Origin of the sequence: Streptomyces mexicanus, from assembly GCF_902506575.1 — a bacterium.
In the GTDB taxonomy this organism is placed as follows: Bacteria; Actinomycetota; Actinomycetes; order Streptomycetales; family Streptomycetaceae; genus Streptomyces; species Streptomyces mexicanus.
Genome location: NZ_LR732544.1, coordinates 1,490,164 through 1,507,323, shown reverse-complemented (window position 1 = coordinate 1,507,323; position 17,160 = coordinate 1,490,164). Strand labels below are relative to the sequence as shown.

The 17,160-nt window shown below is 70.4% G+C and carries 14 protein-coding genes; 5 read left to right on the top strand and 9 right to left on the bottom strand.

Features of this window, described 5'->3' with window-relative positions; all coding sequences use genetic code 11:
• Nucleotides 1–71: 71 nt before the first annotated feature.
• Nucleotides 72–2,207 carry an acetate--CoA ligase family protein gene (locus GV126_RS06810; protein WP_159663603.1) on the bottom strand — a complete coding sequence of 712 codons (2,136 nt, stop codon included), beginning with the start codon at nt 2,205–2,207 and terminating at the stop codon, nt 72–74.
• A gap of 259 nt (nt 2,208–2,466) precedes the next feature.
• On the opposite strand from GV126_RS06810, the gene GV126_RS06805 reads away from it, so the two are divergent.
• Entirely contained in the window at nt 2,467–3,075 is a 609-nt protein-coding gene (locus tag GV126_RS06805) for a TetR/AcrR family transcriptional regulator (RefSeq protein WP_159663601.1), read from the top strand.
• Between the two features lie 33 nt (nt 3,076–3,108).
• On the opposite strand, the gene GV126_RS06800 is transcribed toward GV126_RS06805, so the two are convergent.
• A complete protein-coding gene (locus tag GV126_RS06800) occupies nt 3,109–3,762 on the bottom strand; it encodes a TetR/AcrR family transcriptional regulator (RefSeq protein ID WP_159663599.1) in 654 nt (217 codons plus the stop codon).
• 140 nt (nt 3,763–3,902) lie between these two features.
• On the opposite strand from GV126_RS06800, the gene GV126_RS06795 reads away from it, so the two are divergent.
• Nucleotides 3,903–5,024, top strand: a complete 1,122-nt coding sequence (locus tag GV126_RS06795; protein WP_159663597.1) for an NAD(P)H-dependent flavin oxidoreductase — start codon at nt 3,903–3,905, stop codon at nt 5,022–5,024.
• Nucleotides 5,025–5,494: 470 nt separating this feature from the next.
• On the opposite strand, the gene GV126_RS06790 is transcribed toward GV126_RS06795, so the two are convergent.
• Nucleotides 5,495–7,915 carry a CaiB/BaiF CoA transferase family protein gene (locus GV126_RS06790; RefSeq protein WP_159663595.1) on the bottom strand — a complete coding sequence of 807 codons (2,421 nt, stop codon included), beginning with the start codon at nt 7,913–7,915 and terminating at the stop codon, nt 5,495–5,497.
• A gap of 362 nt (nt 7,916–8,277) precedes the next feature.
• Here GV126_RS06790 and GV126_RS06785 point away from each other — a divergent pair, with 362 nt between their 5' ends.
• Nucleotides 8,278–10,422 (top strand): acyl-CoA dehydrogenase family protein, encoded by a 2,145-nt coding sequence (locus tag GV126_RS06785; protein WP_201299809.1) that lies wholly within the window; start codon nt 8,278–8,280, stop codon nt 10,420–10,422.
• A gap of 161 nt (nt 10,423–10,583) precedes the next feature.
• Here the strand turns inward: GV126_RS06785 and GV126_RS37120 are convergent, their stop codons facing one another.
• Nucleotides 10,584–10,709 (bottom strand): hypothetical protein, encoded by a 126-nt coding sequence (locus GV126_RS37120; protein WP_268977399.1) that lies wholly within the window; start codon nt 10,707–10,709, stop codon nt 10,584–10,586.
• A 1-nt stretch (nt 10,710) separates the two neighbouring features.
• On the opposite strand from GV126_RS37120, the gene GV126_RS06780 reads away from it, so the two are divergent.
• Nucleotides 10,711–11,010, top strand: coding sequence for a hypothetical protein (locus tag GV126_RS06780; RefSeq protein ID WP_201299808.1), 300 nt, complete (start codon nt 10,711–10,713; stop codon nt 11,008–11,010).
• A gap of 315 nt (nt 11,011–11,325) precedes the next feature.
• Here the strand turns inward: GV126_RS06780 and GV126_RS06775 are convergent, their stop codons facing one another.
• Nucleotides 11,326–12,090, bottom strand: coding sequence for an SDR family NAD(P)-dependent oxidoreductase (locus tag GV126_RS06775; RefSeq protein WP_159663593.1), 765 nt, complete (start codon nt 12,088–12,090; stop codon nt 11,326–11,328).
• 215 nt (nt 12,091–12,305) lie between these two features.
• On the opposite strand from GV126_RS06775, the gene GV126_RS06770 reads away from it, so the two are divergent.
• Nucleotides 12,306–12,980: a TetR/AcrR family transcriptional regulator gene (locus tag GV126_RS06770; protein ID WP_159663591.1), complete on the top strand. Its 675-nt coding sequence runs from the start codon at nt 12,306–12,308 to the stop codon at nt 12,978–12,980.
• A gap of 246 nt (nt 12,981–13,226) precedes the next feature.
• Here the strand turns inward: GV126_RS06770 and GV126_RS06765 are convergent, their stop codons facing one another.
• The 4 genes from GV126_RS06765 to GV126_RS06750 are packed head-to-tail and all read right to left on the bottom strand — an operon-like array spanning nt 13,227 to nt 17,117.
• Nucleotides 13,227–14,441 (bottom strand): cytochrome P450, encoded by a 1,215-nt coding sequence (locus tag GV126_RS06765; RefSeq protein ID WP_159663589.1) that lies wholly within the window; start codon nt 14,439–14,441, stop codon nt 13,227–13,229.
• Nucleotides 14,438–15,721 carry an NAD(P)-binding domain-containing protein gene (locus tag GV126_RS06760; protein ID WP_159663587.1) on the bottom strand — a complete coding sequence of 428 codons (1,284 nt, stop codon included), beginning with the start codon at nt 15,719–15,721 and terminating at the stop codon, nt 14,438–14,440. Before GV126_RS06760 ends, GV126_RS06765 begins: the two co-directional genes overlap by 4 nt.
• Nucleotides 15,718–16,956, bottom strand: a complete 1,239-nt coding sequence (locus GV126_RS06755) for an NAD(P)/FAD-dependent oxidoreductase (RefSeq protein ID WP_201299924.1) — start codon at nt 16,954–16,956, stop codon at nt 15,718–15,720. The genes GV126_RS06760 and GV126_RS06755 overlap by 4 nt, the downstream gene beginning before the upstream one ends.
• Complete coding sequence (locus GV126_RS06750) at nt 16,923–17,117, bottom strand: ferredoxin (protein WP_159663583.1); 195 nt, start codon at nt 17,115–17,117, stop codon at nt 16,923–16,925. The genes GV126_RS06755 and GV126_RS06750 overlap by 34 nt, the downstream gene beginning before the upstream one ends.
• Nucleotides 17,118–17,160 lie beyond the last annotated feature (43 nt).

The window sequence follows — 17,160 nt, the reverse complement described above, 5'->3', positions numbered from 1 at the left end:
TCATTCCTTCTTCGTGTCCCGGGCCGCTCGCGTGCGCGACGTGGCCGCGGGGTTCGGTCAGGGAGCATGGGTCAGGCAGAGGTCCAGGTCACCAACGCGTCCAGTGCCTCGATCCGGTCACCGTCCACACGCAAGGGGTTCACTTCGAGCGACTCCAGTTCGTCGCCGAGTGCGGCGGCGAGGTCGCCGATCGCCACGATGATGCGGGCGAGTGCGTCGATGTCCGCGGGAGTGGTTCCTCGGGCTCCCTGCAGGAGGGGCACACCGCGCAGGCCGAGGAGCATCTCGCGTGCCCGGTCCGGGGTGACAGGCAGTGGCGCGAGCGCGGAGTCCTTGAGTACCTCCACGAAGACGCCGCCGAGTCCGACCGCGAGCATCGGCCCCCACTGCGGGTCGCGGACCACGCCCACCAGCAGTTCGGTACCGCCCGACCGCATGGGTGAGACGAGTACGCCCTCCACCTTGGCTCCGGGGGCCCGGCTCGCGCTGTCGCGAACGGATTCGTACGCCGCGCGTACCGCGTCCGCGCCGGTGACACCGAGGCGTACCCCGCCGATGTCGCTCTTGTGGAGGATGTCCGGGGAGACGATCTTCAAGGCGACCGGTTCGCCGAACTCCGCCGCCGCCGCGACGGCCTCGTCGGCGGAAGCGGCCAGGACACCAGGCACGACGGGTACGCCCGCGTCGCTCAGGAGCCGGCGGGCGGAGTACTCGGACCAGGCGCCCCGGCGCTCGGCGGCGGGCGGTACCAGCGGGGTACAGGCGGCACCGTCCGCCCCGGCGCCGGCGGCCAGTTCGTGGTGCACCCTGGACCAGCGGCCCAGTCCGGCCAGCGCGGTCACGGCCTGCTTGAGACCGGGCAGGACGTACGACAGGCCCGCGTGCTCCACGATGGAGCGCGCGTAGTCGGTGTACGGCTGGAGGATCTGGCTGACCAGGACGGTGGGCTTGGCGGCCTGCGCGGCGCCCGCGCCCGTGGCGTCTATGAAGGGCTGGCCCGGCCAGGGGCCGTCACCGTAAGCCGGAAGGCCGTTGATGACGGCGACGATGCCCACCCCCGGATCCTCGGCCATGGCCTTGATCGACTTGGTGAACAGCGTCGGGTCGACGATGGCCGCGCCGGTGATGTCCAGCGGGTTCTGCACGGTGCCATAGGACGGCATCACCGCAGTGAGCGCCTCCTCCGTCGTCTCGTCGAGCTGGGGCAGTGGCATGCCGCTCTCCTCGGCCCGGTCGGCGACGATGTCGCAGGCGCCACCGGAGATCGACACCACACCCACGCCGGGGGCGGCGAGCGGGCCGGTGTGCGCGGCGAGGCCGGCGGTGATGAGCATGTCCTCGATGGAGTCGACCCGGATCACTCCACACTGCCGGAACACGGCGTCGATCACGCGGTCGTCTCCGACCAGGGCTCCGGTGTGCGCGGCCGCCGTACGTGAGGCCAGCTCGCTGGCGCCGGCCTTGAGGACCACGACCGCCTTGCCCGCCTCGGCCGCGCGCAGGGCGGCGCGGCGGAAGACCTCCGGGTCGCGGACGGACTCCATGAAGATGGCGACCGCGCGGGTGGCCTCGTCGTCGACGAGGAAGTCCAGCACGTGCCCGGCGGTGATCACCGCCTCGTTGCCGAGGGTGACCATGTAGCTGAGGTCGTTGCCGCTCATGGTGGCGAACTCGAGCATGGCGCTGGAGCTGGCGCCGCTCTGCGACAACAGGGCGACCGGCCCGGACCGGTGCGGCAAGCCGGAGATGGAGGTGACCGGCACCTGATCGACGAAGTTGGCGAAACCGAGGTGGTTGGGGCCCAGCAGCACCATGCCCAGCTTCTGGGCGTGGGCGACCAGTTCCGCCTGCGCCGCACGGCCCTCGGCGCCGGCCTCACCGTAGCCGGATGACAGGATGACGGCGTTGCGGATGCCGGCGGCAGCCGCGTCCGACATCGCATCCAGCGTGCCGGCCTGCGGAACCATCAGGAAGGCCACGTCCACCTCCTCACCGATCTCGGTGCACGAAGTGACGGTGGACCGGCCGTGCACGTCGACGCCGCGTCGGTTGACCAGGTGGGTACGGTCGCCGAATCCGAACTCCACCAGGTTGTGGAAGGCGGTCGCCGAGAAGGAGGACTTGTCACTCGCCCCGACCAGGGCGACGCTCCGGGGACGGAAGAGGGTACGCAGGCTTTCGGCGGTCACGGCCACGGAAGACGTCATACTCGGCTCCTGTACGGCATACCTGTGCGGGACGGAGAGGCGATGGTGCGGTTCTCGGCGGAGCGGGTGCGACGGCAGGTGCTGACGACGGCAACCACAGGCCATCGGCGTCGTCCGGGACTCGATGACCGCTGATCGACACTCGCGCCCTCACTACGGCAGTACCGCCGGAAGCATTAATTGAACGGGGCCCGTCCGCAATTAGACTGTAATCGGACGAGCCTCGTTCAGCAATAGCGTCAGGATGGAAGATGAGCGCATGACTGCCACCCCCAGACCCAGCCCGGGACGTCCGCGCGACGACCAGGTCGATCACCGGATCGCCGACGCCGCCGTCGAGCTCTTCGGACGGAAGGGGTGGGCGTCCTTCAGTATCGAGGCCGTGGCCCGGCTGGCGGGCGTCGGCAAGGCCTCCGTCTACCTGCGCTGGCGCAACAAGGAGGAGCTTCTCGTCGAGGCACTGAAGCTGCGCATGGGCCGCATCAGCGACGTCGACACCGGAACCGTCCGCGGCGACCTGGTCGAGCTGGTCCAGCAGCTTCTGACGCTGTACACCGGGGAACGGGGCCAGGCCGCACTGCGCCTCGGGATCGAGGCGCGAGGGATCCCGGGACTGGCCGAACGGTACGAGGACATGGCCCAGGCACAGATCCTCGCGGCACGCGCCATCGTGCGCCGCGGCATTCGGCGCGGGGAGCTCCCCGAGAACACCTCGGTCACCTTTCTCCTCGACGCGGTGTGCGGCGGGGCGATGAACCACGCGCTGACGGTTCCGCCGGCACTGGGCCCGCTCACCGCCGAGGCGATGGCCGACTACGCGGAGCACTTCGTGGACTTCGTCCTCACCTCGGTGCTGAGCGGGCCGTAGCCACCCCGGCCCGCCGCTCACGCCGGGCCGGGGTCAGGATCCGCAGCCGGACCTCGGGCAGCGGCAGCGGGCCCCCCGCAGGACGAGGTCGACGAGGGCGGCGAGGAAACGTTCGTCGCCTTCGTCCATACCCCGGTCCGGCCCGGCCGGCGTCGCCAGCACGTGGGCCATCCCCCCGCCGCTGAGGGCTTCCAGCAGGACGGTCGCCGAGGTGTCCGGGGGGAGCTCACCGCGCTCCACGGCGCGGCGGATCATGGTCCGCGCGGCTCTCACACGCGCCGCGTTGACCCGCGACCACGACTTCGCCAGCAGGTCGGGATGCGCCCGAGCCTCCACGAACAAGCGCAGTGAGGCGAGTCCGACCGAACCCTGCAGATACACGGCGAACAGCTCGCGAGCGACGACCAGCAGGTCGTCGTGGACGGTGCCGGTGTCGATCGGTTCGACCACCATCGCGTGGGCTTCCAGTGCGGCGAGCAGCAGCTCCTCCTTGTTTTGCCAGCGGCGGTAGAGGGCCGCCTTGCCTGCCGCGGACCGCCGGGCGATCGCATCGAAGGTGAAGCCCGACCACCCATGGTCCGCGTAGACGTCCAGAGCCGCGGCCAGCACGCGGCTCTCCACGCCGGGATCTCGTGGCCGACCGGCGGTCCTGCGCTGTCCGGCGGCCGTTTCGCGGGATGTACTCATGACGGCGATTCTCGCAAACTTCTGGACGGAAACCGTCCGCAACCTATTGCGGACGGTTTCCGTCTCGTTTTATGGTCCGAACGACACGGAGTGTCCACGACGACACCCGCGCCGTCCCCGCACGGGAAGGATCACCTCTGATGAAGACCCCGATCTGCGAGATGCTCGGCATCGAGCTGCCGCTGCTCGCTTTCAGCCACTGCCGCGACGTGGTGGCGGCCGTCACCAACGCCGGCGGGTTCGGCGTGCTGGGCGCCTCGTCCCACACGCCGGAGCAGCTGGAGTACGAACTCGCCTGGATCGACGAGCACGTCGACGGCAGGCCCTACGGCGCCGACATCGTCGTGCCGGAGAAATTCGAGGGCAAGGGACAGAACCTCACCGTCGAGCAGCTGGCCGAGCGCGTGCCGGCCGACCGGCGCGCGTTCGTCGACGGACTGCTCGCCAGGCACGGCGTACGGCTCCCGGCCGAGCCGGTGTGGCAGGGCGGCGGGATGAGCGACACCATCGGGGAGGAACTGCTCGACGTCACCTTCCGCCACCCGGTGAAGCTGATCGCCAACGCCCTGGGTGTGCCCCCGCAGTACATGATCGACCGTGCCAAGGCCGAGGGGGTGCCGATCGCCGCGCTGGTCGGCGCCAAGGAGCATGCTGTCAAGCAGGTCAACGCGGGTGTGGACATCCTGATCGCGCAGGGCACCGAGGCCGGCGGCCACTGCGGAGAGGTCAGCACGATGGTGCTGATCCCCGAGGTGATCGAGGCGATCCGCCCGATCCGGGAGGTTCCGGTGCTCGCCGCCGGCGGCATCGTGACCGGCCGCCAGATGGCCGCGGCGATCGCGCTGGGGGCGGCCGGCGCCTGGACCGGTTCCGTCTGGCTCACCACCGAGGAGGCGGAGACGGCGCCGTACACCGTGCAGAAGATGCTCGCCGCGTCCTCGCGCGACACCGTCCGCTCCAAGGGGCGCACCGGCAAGCCCTCGCGTCAGCTCAAGTCGGCCTGGACCGACGCCTGGGAGAGCCCGGACAGCCCGGGCGCGCTGCCGATGCCGCTGCAGTCACTGGTCAGCGAGCCGGCCCTGCGCTACGTCGACACCCTCGCGGAGAAGGGCGACTCCGGCGCGCAGGAGCTTGCCACCTACTGGGTCGGGCAGGGCGTGGGCCTGATGAACCGGGTGCGGCCCGCTCGTGACGTGGTGTACGAGATGGCCGAGGACTTCGCCGAGGCCGCAGAGCGCCTCGCCCTCGCCGTCGAGGACTGAGCCGTACGCCCCCAGGGGTCCGTGCACCGGTCTTCGGACCGCTGCACGGCACCTTTCCCTCACCGCCCGCCGACTCGGCCCAGGGACCGTTCTGAAGTCGGCATGTGGACCGGCAGGACGATTCTGGTCCGAAGCGGTCGCCGGACACCCCGGACGTCACCGGCTGAGTGTGGTGCCGTGGCTCCGCTACCCGCTGGCCGTCGCGGTCAGGGCCGACGATCCGCTCGCCCGACGGGACAGGGTGTCCCTGGCGGATCTTCGCCATCGGGAGGTCGTCTCAGGGACGGCAGAGAAGCTCCCGGCACGTCGCGTACGAACGTCACCAATCCGCGCAGCAGCACCTCGCGGGAGATCTCCACACCTCCCGGCGCCCATGGAGGCGCTCGGTGCGGGTGACTCCCGCCCTCTCCAGCATCGAGGCGACCAGCTGCGCGGCTCGGACGGACGGTGAGGCGCCACCCGCGTTCCAGCTACTCCCCCGTGGACACGAACAGTTCGGCGACCCGCGGGTCCTGCTGCAGCACCCCCGCCGCGAACAGCTCGTCCACGGTCGTGTCGTCCAGCCCCAGGACACGGGTGGCGACCTCGCGGGTGTGCTGTCCGAGGAGCGGTGCGGGCCGCAGCTCGGGGTCGGGCACGCGGCTGAACAGGCCCGGCAGGTTCTCGCTCGGCATCGGCCGGTCGATCAGCGGGTGCTGCGCCGGGCGGAAGGTCCGCCGGGCTACCAGGTGCGGGTTTTCGGGGAAGTCGGTGATGCGCATCATCTTCGCCGCTGGAACGCCGGCCTCCTGAAGCCGTTCCATGCTCTCCTCGGGCGCCAGCACGGCGGACCAGGCGGCTACATGTGCGTCGATCTCCGCTCTGTGGGCCACCCGCGCCGCCGCATCGGGGCAGCGGGAGGCGTCGAGGCCGGTCACCTCGGCGAGGCGCCGCCACTGGTCGTCTCCCTGGACGTCGACGACCAGCCACTCGTCGTGGCCCGCGGCCGGGTAGACGCCCCGGGGCGCGTCACCAGGTCCGGCGTTGCCGACGGCGACCGTCGTTCCGGGAACCAGGGACTCGGCGGCGAAGACATGCGCGTGCTGACCGAGCACAACCTCCGTCTGAGCAAGGTGCACCGTGCCGCCGGTCCCCGTTCTGCGCCGTTCGACGAGCTTCGCCACGGCAGCGAAAACCGCCATCCTGGCCGCGACGTGGTCCGGGTAGATGGTGGTGTCGTCCTGGAAGCGGTGCTCGTCCTCCGGGTAGCGCCACAGCCCGGTGACGCCGACCGCGCTGCGCACCATGGGACCGTAGCCCGGGTTGCCGGACCAGGGCCCGGTGTGGCCGTACGCGGACGACTCCACGACGACGATGCCGGGGTTGACCTCCTTCAACTGCTCGTACGAGATACCGAGCTTGTGAAGGGTGCCGGGCTTGAAGTTGCTGAGGACCACGTCGGAGCAGGCCGCGAGCCTCAGAAAGAGGTCGTGTCCGCGGATGTCCTTGAGGTTGAGCCCGAAACCGAGCTTGTTGCGGTTGCCCCAGGCGAAGATCGGTGTCATCGCGCTGCCGTCCAGTGACTGGCGAGAGCCGTCGGGCGACATGAGGTTCTCCACCTTCAGGACCTCGGCGCCGAGGTCCGCGAAGAGCCGGCCGGCCTCACCGCCCGCGACGATGACCCCGAGGTCCAGCACGCGCAGTCCCTCGAACGGTGCACGTGCACCCGGCGTGACGGGTAGGGGGTCCGGCCGGCTTCCACCCGGGTCGGCCAGCACCTTTTCGGTGTCCCTGCCGATCGCCGGAGCTGCCGTGCGGTACCCGGCCCGTACACCGTCGATCTCCACCACTCCGTCGACCACGGCGACGGCGCGGCCACCGGCCAGGGGCGGCCGGGTGAAGACGGACCGGGCGGCGAAGTGCTCGTTGTGGATCACCTCCTGCGGGGTCAGCACGGCAGCGGCTGCCACGCCGTACCGTCGGGCCTCTTTCACGATCTGCGCGCGTGTCTTCGGCTTCAGCATCTCGCCGATCGCCGGGTAGAGGACGTGGCTCTCCCGGAACCGCACCACCAGGTCGTTCCAGCGCTCGTCGGCGAACTGCTCGGGGCTGCCCATCCAGGCGAACATGCCCCGCCACTGTCGCGGGCTCAGCAGGGTCAGGCGCACGGCACCGTCGGCGCACGGGAAGAAGGGGTATTTGTGGCCGTCGTCGATCCTGCCGCGGGGGCCCTCGCTGGCCGGCACACCCCCGGTCGCCGACCCGCCCATGCCCCAGCCCGGGTCGATGGCCTGCACCACGCTCTCGAAGACGGAGACCTCCACCGCGTCGCCGGCCCCGGTCTCCAGACGGTTCCAGTAGGCAAGCAATGCCGACCACGCGGCCTGGACGGCCGCGGTCTGGAGCGCGAGGTCGAGCGGGGGCAGAAGAGGTTCGCGGCCCGGGTCGCCGGACCGGGAGAGGACGCCGCCCAGCGCCAGGTGTGTCCACTCGGTGCCCGCCCAGTCACGGTACGGACCGGTGAGGCCGTAGTCGGTGAGGGAGACGGCGACCAGGGTCGGGTTGTGCGCCAGCAGGGTCGCCGGTTCGACGCCGAGCGCGGTCTGCTCCGCGGGAGCCAGCGAGGTGAAGCAGATGTCCGCGTTCGGCACGAGGCGGTCGAAGAACTCGGCCCGGTCCTGCGCCCAGCCCAGATCCAGGGCGACGGACCGCTTGTTCGCGTTGAAGACCTGGTGGTACAGGCTGACACCGTCGATGACGGGTCCGCGCGACCGGCTGCGATCGGTACCGAGGGTTTCGACGCGTATCACGTCCGCGCCCAGGTCGGCGAACAGGCGCGTGCCCAGTTCGCCCTTTCCGTTCGTCAGGTCGAGGACCCTGACCCCCGTCAGGGGCAGTGCGTTCTTGGCCACGGTGCCTACTCCACGGCGTTGTGTCGAGGCGGGCGTCGGCGCCCGGCTGTCCCGTTACCAGCACACCGTGGCATCGAGACTTCGACGGCGTACATCGCCGTTTCCGCGCTCTGCACGTGTCGGAAAAAAACACGTGCCGGCGCACGACCGGTGGTAAGGCGGTAGGCACGGCTTCGGCTCGCAGGAGGCCGCACCGGCCTTCAGGAATCGTTCGCCGTTTCCATTGCTGTACGGCTTCCGTCTGTTTTAGAGTCCGTTACAGACGGGGCCCGTTCAGCTATTGGGTCGCGGATCGGCCCGTCGCCGACCCGGCGCGCCATTCCCTGAACCGCTCTCTGCCCAAGCACACCCGGAGGAACCGCATGTCTGCCGACGCTTCGTTCACGCTCATGGCCTCGGAGGAAATCGCCGCGTTCGCCGACAGCGTACGCGGCACTCTGGCCCGCAACTGGGAAGCACCTCATGTCGCCCCTACGGCCGACCTGGGCAAGCTGTGGGACGCCGCGGCGGACTACGGTTGGTTCGAGCTCGGGGCCGACGGAGCACTGGGAGCCGCCGTCGCGGCCGTGCGCGAGCTGGGTCGCGTCGCCTGCCCGCTGCCGATCCTCGACGGCTTCGCCGCGATCCGTCTCTTCGCGCACGACGACCTCCTGGCGGACAGGATCGCCTCGGGCGAAATCCGCGTCATCGCCGCCACCGGCGACAGCTCCGTGACCCGGGTGCGGTACGCGGACGCCGCGCGCCAGGCCACCCATCTGCTGCTCGTACCGGCCGCGGGCGGCACCGCCGTACTGCGCTCCCTCGAGTCCGTCACGGAAACCGAGGGACTGGCCGTTCCCGCCTGGCTCACCGCTTCAGTCGGCGCCGTGGAAGCCACCACAGAGATCACCGCCGAGGAGGCGGACGAGGCCGTCGTCCTGCTGCGGCTCCAACTGGCGGTCCGCGCCCTGGCGGCCGCCGAGCGGGCCCACGAGATGGCCGTCGAGCACGCCAAGGAGCGTCGTCAGTTCGGCAAGGTCATAGGCTCTTTCGGTGCTGTTCAGCAGCGCACCGCCACCTGCCAGATCGACATCAGCGCCGGCAACCTGCTGCTCGCCGACGCGGTCCGCGCGTTCGAGCGGGGCAAGGACGACCGGCTGCTCACTGCCGAGCTGGCCGTCGAGCACGTCCTCGCCGCCGCCCCGCGCGTACAGCTCGGCGCCCACCACACGCTCGCCGCCATCGGATACTTCGAGGAGCACGACGCTCCCTGGCTGTTCCGCCGGGTGCACGGCGACGTCGTCCGGCTGCAGACGCTCGTCAGGGCCGCGGGCGATGTCGCCGACGTACTGGCCGAGGGCTCGGGCTCGCTGCCCGACGCCGACCTGGGCGAGACCGGTGAGCGGTTCCGCGCCGAGGTCCGCGAGCTGTTCGACCGGTTCTCCGACCGGCTCGGTGGCGGCACCATGGCCATCGACCAGGACATGGTACGTGCCGTCGCCGAGAAGGGGTGGCTCGGTTTCGCCTGGCCCGAGGAGGCCGGCGGCCGGGGCGCTTCTCTTGCCGAACAGGTCGTCCTCAACGAGGAGACGGCCTACCACCGGGCGCCGTTGAGTAAGGCCCTCGGCGCGGTGAACCTGCTGGGCAACTCCATCCTGCGGCACGGCACCCAGGAGCAGAAGGACACCTTTCTTCCCTTGATCCGTAAGGGAGAACTCGCCTTCTGCCTGGGCTATTCGGAACCGGAGGCCGGATCGGACCTCGCTTCCCTTCGCACCCGCGCGGTCCGGGACGGCGACCACTGGGTCATCAACGGACAGAAGCTGTGGACGACCGGCGGCCACCAGTCGGACTGGGTCTGGCTCGCGGTCCGCACCGACCCCGACGCGCAGCCCCGCCATGCCGGCATCTCCGTCTTCCTGATCCCGATGGACACCCCCGGCATCACCGTGCAGCAGCACCGCGCGCTGTCCGGTGAGATCTCCTGCACCGTCTTCTACGACGATGTCCGCGTCCCCGACAGCATGCGGGTGGGCGAGGTGAACGGCGGCTGGAAGGTGATCGTCGACGCCCTCGCCGGTGAGCGCATCACCATGGGCAACATCGCCGCCGAGTTGCACCGTCAGCTCGACGACCTCCTCGCCTGCGTCCGCGAGGACGCGCAGGGCGTCGTCGGACCCCGTGGCTCGGCCAAGCGCGCGCTGCTGAAGGAGCTCGCCGTCGGCGTCCAGGCCACACGCGCCCTGGTGGCCTCGGCGATCCGCTCGACGTCCCAGGACGCGGCGGCGACGGCCAAGCTCGCCGCCCCGATGGCGGGCGTCATGGGCGGTGAACTCGCCGAGCGCTTCGGCGAGGCGGTCCTCGACATCCTCGGTCCCGACGCTGCGCTGTCCGCGTCGGTGCCCGGCGTCCCCGGTGGCGGCTCCTTCGAGTACGGACTGCGCTTGTCGGTCATGTACGTCGTCGGCGGCGGCACCAACGACATCCAGCGCGGCATGATCGCGCGGGGGCTCGGGCTTCCGCGCTGACCACCCGCTCAGCAGGGCGGGGGAGTTCGCCACGGACCGCGGTACCCGGGCTGGTAGAGCGGCGCGACGTCACTCGTCGCGCCGCTCACCGCTCTGGTGCCCGTCCTCCGCCGAGGGCAAGGAGATCGCCGCCCGTCTGGCGCTGCGCATCGGCTCGGGCATCACGGGCAGTCGCGGGAGGAGTACGCGGCCGGTATGGGCGCGTTGTTCGCGCCGTTCACGGAGGTGGCGGCGAAGAACCCGCATGCGTCGGCCCCGGTGCGCCGCTCCGCGGAGGAGCTGGTCACCGTGACCGAGAAGAACCGGATGATCGCCGACCCCTACCCCCGGTACGTGGTCGCCCGGGACAAGGTGAACCAGGGGGCGGCCGTGCTGGTCATGTCGGTGAGCACCGCGCGCCGGCTGGGTGTGCCCGAGGAGCGGTGGGTGTTCCTGCACGGCCATGCCGACCTGCGCGAGCGCGATCTGATGGAGCGCGCCGACCTCAGCCGCAGCCCGGCCGCGGTGATGCTGCGGGCGGCGCCTTTGGGCGAAGGCCGTCATGCCCTCGATCGCGTCCTGGCTGACCATCAGTGGAAGAACCGCTGACCGGATGGCGCGTCAGTACCTGTCATCCGTGGGACCCCGGACCGGGACACGTCCGGGGTCCCACGGGTGAGGAAGTCCGCGGCCAGGTGGGTGCCGGGTTGCGGGAGGCCTGTGCTTCGGCTTCGCCGCCTGCGGGCAGTGCCGCGCGCCGGGACCGCGCAGCGGCAAGCCCCGGTCGTCGTCGGTGCGGGCACTGGCGCTGCGGCGCCGTGCGAGCCCGCGGTTCCGTGGTCGACGAGCGGCCGGGGCGGTCTCAGTTGTTCCGGCGCTGCAACCGGGGACCGGAGGCAGCGCCGTCGAGGGGCAGAAGGCAGGTCAGACGGCGGACCAGCCGTTGTCGACCGGGAGGATGACGCCGTTGATGTTGCTCGCCGCGTCCGAGGCCAGGAAGACGATCGCGGCAGCCTGCTCCTCCGCCGCCGCGGGCCGTCCGACGTTGTTCGCGTAGGAACCGATGACGGCGGGCCCGTGCGCGCCGTCCTGCGCGTCGACCTTGATCGCCGTGGCGGTGCCGCCCGGTGCGATGGCGTTCACGCGGATTCCCTGGTCGCGGTACATCACGGCGAGGGACTTGGTCAGGCCCGCGATGCCGTGCTTGGAGACGGTGTAGGCCGTGCCTGCGGCGCTGCCGCGCAGCGACGCCTCGGACGCGGTGAAGACGATGGCGCCCTTGCCCGCTTCCAGCATGTGCGGCAACGCGGCACGGGTCAGCTGGAACGGGGCGGTGAGGTTGACGCGCAGCACCAGGTCCCACTCGGCGTCGTCGGTGTCGGCCGCCGCGGACATCCGGTCCATGATGCCGGCGTTGTTCACCAGGACATCGAGACCGCCGAGGGTTTCCATCGCGGTGGTCACGACCTCGTTCACCACCTCTGGCCGGCTCAGGTCGCCCACGACGGCGACCGCGCTGCCGCCCTGGCTCTCGATCTCGGCCACCGCCTTCTTGGCGCCCTCGGCGTTGAGATCGGCGACCAGTACCTTCGCGCCTTCTCGGGCGAAGCGCAGCGCGGTCGCGCGGCCGATGCCGGAACCAGCACCGGTGACGACAACGGTGCGTCCTGAAAGACCTGTGTCGGCCATGACGTGCTCCTTTGCGTGCGTCCGGACTGATGTCACCGTCCGGGTGACCCCAACGTAGCCAATTATTGGCGCGGAGTGCCACAAAGGCGCCGAACGTCACACTGTCATTTTGCGGCAGCTTGTCGAAACGACGTAATGTAAGTTGCATCGTTACGTTTCGTGGCTTCGCGCCCCGGGGTGCGCGGGGTACCGGTCCAACGGAGGAGGAGACCGCGATGAGGGCGCCCAGTGGGCCGGACAGGGCCGGGGCCGGCGCAGACGCGCCGACCTCCCGGCCCGGCAGGCCCCCGCTCACCGAGCGCCGCAAGGAGGCCACCCGGCTCGAGATCGCTCACGAGGCGGTCCGGCTCTTCGCGGAACACGGGGTGCAGAGGACGTCCGGCGAGGACATCGCGCGGGCCGTCGGCATCTCGACACGCACGCTGTGGCGGTACTTCCCGACCAAGGAGCAGTGTGTCCGTCCGCTGCTGACGCGAGGACTGGACCGGATGGCCCGTCGGCTCGTCGAACTCCCGCCCGGCCGCCCGCTCGCCGATGTGGCCCGGCGCGATCGCGGTGCCGCTCACGACGAGGCGTACGAGCCCGGGCAGTTGCAGGCGCTGCGCAGTTTGATCCGCCTCACCCGCAATGAGCCCTCGATCATGGCCGTCTGGTTGCAGGTGCACTACAGAGCGGAGGACGTCCTCGCCGAGGTCATCGCCACCCGCCTCGGCCTGCCTGCGGACAGTCTCGACGTGCGGGTGCGCGCGACGATGGTCAACAGTGCTCTCCGGGTGGCCATGGAGGACTGGGCGCTGTCCGAAGCCCCGGACGGCGAGCCCGGCACACCGGACCAGCACGACGCGCTGGGAAGAGCCATGGGGATCGTCTGCGCGGGTCTGGATTGCTGATCCCGGTGCGCCTGGTGATTTCCGGGCGTCCCAGGACATCGATGCCGCCGCCGTCTTCCTTCTCCACGGCCGATGGCCGGGCTCACGGAACGCTCAGGACCGGCCAGCGGGCCATGCGGACGGGGCGGGAGGGGACGGAACCGGTGGGACACGAAGACCTCCGTGTGGTGCGCTTCCAGGCAGCTCCACCACGGAGGTCTTCGCCATGCTCCAGCCCGACCGGCGTCAGCTACGCTCGCGATACATCTAGCGGGTGACCATGAGCTTGCGCACACCGTAGTTGGTGCCGGTGAAGTCCATCGGAACCTGTTCGAGCGGAGTGGCGAGGCGCAAGTCGGGGAAGCGCTGGAAGAGCTTGGGCAGGACGGTCTTGAGCTCCGCGCGGGCGATGTTCTGACCCAGGCAGGCGTGGACGCCGTAGCCGAAGGCGAGGTGACGGGTGATCTTGCGGTCGATGTCCAGGGCGTCGGGGTCGTCGAAGGCACGTGCGTCGCGGTTGGCCGCGTTCATGGCGACCACCACCAGGTCACCCTTCTTGATCTGGGCGCCGCCGATCTCCAGGTCTTCCTTGGCCACCCGGCCGAGCCCGAACTGGACAATGGTCAGGTAGCGCAGCAGTTCCTCGACCGCGCTGCCGATCTTCTCCGGGTGCTGGATCAGGTCCTGCCGCTGTTCGTCGTGGGTAAGGAGGGTGAGGGTGGACAGGCCCAGCATGGCGGCGGTGGTGTCGTGTCCGGCGAACAGCAGCAGCACGCTCAGACCGATCAGCTGCCCCTCGGTCAGGATTCCGTCCTCACCGCCGGTCTTGGCGATCAGCTTGGAGAGAAGTCCGTCGCTCGCGCTGGTACGGCGCTTCTCGGCGACCAGGCGGGTGATGTAGTCGACCAGCCAGTGGGCGCCCTTGTCACGCTCCTCGCGGCTGTTGGCCATGTCCATCATGGCGACGGTGGCGTGGTGGAAGCCGTCACGGTCCTCGTAGGGGACGCCGAGCAGCTCGCAGATCACCAGACAGGGGATGGGCAGAGCCATGGCCTGGACGAAGTCGAAGGTCTCCGGTCCTGCGGCGATGGCGTCCAGGTGCTCGTCGACGATCTTGTCGATGTAGGGCTGGAGCTGGCGCTGTACGGCCTTGGGCGTGAAGCGGGAGTTGAGCAGCCGCCGGTAGACACCGTGCTCGGGCTCGTCCATCATCACGAGCACCGATTCGAACGGATGGTTCTTGCCGGCCTCCGCGACGTCACCCTCGGGGGTGTCGTGGCGGGGGGGCTTGGCACTGAGCCTCGGGTCGCTGAAGACCTGGCTGCCCTCTTCGAAGCGAGTGACCAGCCAGCCGGTCGTGCCGTTGGGGAAACGGACCTTGACAATGGGCTGGTCCTCGCGCAGCTGTGTGAACTCGGCAGGCGGGTCCAAGGGATTGGCGGGGTCACGGGTGACAGGCTGCTGGATGAGGTCCTGCGTCATTTCTGCTCCTGGTGGGGGGTGTGGGCGTTGATGGCTGCGGTGACGCCCGCGTGGACGGCGGTCGCCTTGCACCAGCCGGTGTAGGCGGCCAGGTGGAGCACAGCCTCGCGGAGTGCGTCGGGGGTCAGTTCCTCGTTGACCAGGCCGCCGTTCGCGATGATCTCGATGAGATCGGCACGGCCGACGGTCGCGGCGACGCCGAGGGTGAGCAGCCGGCGGTCACGGACGGACAGACCGGGGCGGGCCCAGACCTGGGCGAAGAGATAGTCGGCCGTCGCCTGGGTGAACGGATCACCGCCCTCTCGGGGCATGGCGTTGCTGAAGCCGGGGCCGTAGGCCGCGTCCATCATGGCCAGACCGAACCGGCGCAGCTCGTCCGGAGCGCTCGGCACAGCCTGCTGGGGGTGGGACGCCGGCTTCCCGTCTGTCTTCTCGTCCAAGTCCAGCGTTGCCCGCACGTTGGCCCGGGCGGCATCGACCAGAGGGACGTCCAGCCCCAGGTCGGCGGCGAGTTCACGGGCAGCGTCGAGATCCTTGGTCATCAGCGGTTCGATCTTGCGGCCGGCCGCTTCGGGCAGGTGACCGTCGGGTCCGCGCATGCCCAGCAGTTGCAGCAGCGTGCGCCCTTCGGGATCGGCTGTGTCGACGACCTCGGCCAGCCGTGCCGCGTCCACGCCCGCGGCCCGGGCCAGGTCGGCGGCCTCGTGGACGGCGCGCCAGCTGCCGTAGGTGATGACGTTGCGAGCGATCTTGGTGGCCATGCCGGCGCCGAGCGGACCGCAGTGCACGACCTTCTTCGCCCAGTCGTCCAGGACGGGCCGCGCCGCTTCCACGGTGGCGGTGTCACCGCCGACGATGGCGACCATGCCGTGCTCGGCGGCTCTGTCACCGGGGGTGACGCCGCAGTCCAGGAAGCGGACACCGCTCTTGGCGCACAGGGCGGCCAGTTCGTGGACGACCGGCAGCGCGACCGTGGCCTGCAGGACGATCACCAGGCCCGGGTGGGCGGCCGACAGAAGACCGTTCTCGCCGCCGATGACCTCGCGGGCCTGTTCGGCGTTGACCACGGCGACCATCACCACGTCGCTGGACTTGGCCACCTCGGCCGGGGAGCCGAGCGGGTCCGGCACGCCGGCCAGGTTCGCCGAGGCGTCCGGCCTGATGTCGTAGACCGCGGGAACGCGGCCGCACCGGGCCATGCTGACGGCGACTCCGCCGCCGATCGCGCCGAGACCCACCACACCGGCACGCAGGTTGTCCGCTTCGTCGTTGTCCGTCATGCCGCGTTCTCCACTTCGTCGAGTACGGCGGCCTGGGCGACCTGGGCCCGGTAGCCGCGCAGGGCCCGCATCATGTTGATGCCTACGGCGGCGCAGACGCGGCCGTTCTTGCCGTAGAGGGCGACCAGCTTGCCGTCGTCGAAGCTGCCTTGGACGATCCGCACCTCGTCGGCGCCCCGGGTGCGGCCGTAGATCTGGATCTTCAGGTCGTACTGGTCGGACCAGACGTAGGGGACCGAGTCGAAGGGGGTGGCCAGTTCCGGCCCGGCCAGGATGTTGCGGGCGACCGCCAGGCCCTGCTCGGCCGCGTTCGTACGGTGTTCGATGCGCAAAGGCTCACCAGTGCGCGGATGCGGCCAGCAGGCGACGTCACCCACCGCCCACACTCCGGAACCGGCATAGAGCGTGGCGTCGCACTGCACCCCGTTCCCGATGGGGATGCCGCTGCCGGCGAGCCATTCCACGTTGGGCTGAGCACCGATGCCGACCAGGACGGCGTCCGCGGCGAGGATGCGGCCGTCGGCCAGACGGACCCCACGGGCCCGCCCGCCGTCCGTGATGACCTGGTCGACCAGGACGCCGGTCGCGATGCGGACGCCGTTTTCGGTGTGAACGGCGCGCAGCATGGCCCCCAGCTCGTCACCGAGAGCATCCCCCATGGGCTGTGCGGTGTCGGTGACGAGGGTGACGCCGCAGCCGAGGCCACGCGCCACAGCGGCGGCCTCCGCACCGATGAAACCGCCTCCGACCACGACCAGGTGCGGCTTGGCGGCGAGGGCCTCGCGCAGGGCGAGGGCGTCCTCCAGAGTGCGCAGGACGTGCACGCCAGGCACCCCCTCGGTACCGGGCAGGCGACGGGCCCGCATACCGGTGGCCACCACCAGGGCGTCGTAGCCGACGCGGCTGCCGTCGGCGAGAGCGACCTCCTGCCTGCGGGTGTCCAGCGCGACCGCCGGCGATCCCAGACGCAGGTCGAGGCCGAGCGCTTCGATGTCGTCCGCGCTGCGCAGCTGGAGACGTGCGGTGTCCCAGGCGCCGGACAGCAGCTGCTTGGACAGCGGTGGCCGGTCGTAGGGGAGGTGTTCCTCTTCGCCGATCAGCGTGAGCGGTCCGGCGTAGCCCTGGCGGCGCAATCCCTCCACGGTGCTCAGACCGGCCGCCGAGGCACCGACGACGGCGATCCTTGACGGCCTCCGGGCAGTCACTGCTCCACCTTGATCACGGCCGCGGGGCAGACCGCGGCGGCCTGCCGGACGTTCTCCTCCTGCTCGGACGGGGGGTTGGGATCGAGGAGGACCACGACCCCGTCCTCGTCCCGCTGGTCGAAGACCTCCGGGGCGGCCAGTACGCACTGGCCCGCACCGCAGCACTTGTCGAAGTCGATGGAAATCTTCATTGGGGATCACCTCAGTCAAGCCGCGCGTGCGGGGGACGTGAGT